Annotated in this window: 1 protein-coding gene; it reads left to right on the forward strand. The window is 55.8% G+C overall.

The window, feature by feature from the left end:
• Positions 1-198: 198 nt before the first annotated feature.
• Positions 199-502 (forward strand): helix-turn-helix domain-containing protein (locus tag AC066S_RS39150; protein WP_478271954.1); only part of this gene is annotated, 304 nt, incomplete at its 3' end.

The following is a 502-nucleotide window of genomic DNA, read 5'->3' on the forward strand; positions in this document are numbered from 1 at the left end:
CCTAATGACATTGCGGCCCGACGAGGTGGCGAAGGAATGCGGCGTACAGGAGATTGTGCACAGCCATAGACCACAGTCAAGCTAAAAACGATAGTTAACTGTCGATCCGAGGCTAAACGATACTTAACTATCTTTTGTTATGATAAGAATTTTGTGCTATAAAACTGTCGTTCCTTCTCACATCGACACTTTTCTATCATGCGCTCACTGAACGAGTTCGCGACAGCAATGAAGGCTGCAAAGGATGCCCGCCGCCTTACGGCAAATGAGCTGGCGTCGCGCACGGGGCTCTCAGCCCAGGCCGTTCGTCACATGCTCAGCGGCGGGACAGCGCCCCGCCTTTCCAACGCGATGGCACTCGCTCAGGAGCTGGGGTACGAACTCGTGCTGGTTCCGCGCGAAGTTGCGCAATCCCTCCAACAGCCCCCCCAGGTAGAACGTACCGTCGTCTCCGACCTGGAACGCCTCATCGCCGGGGGCGCATCGAGCCACAAATCCAAAT

It is taken from the genome of Bradyrhizobium sp. CFUWI (genome assembly GCF_056429085.1).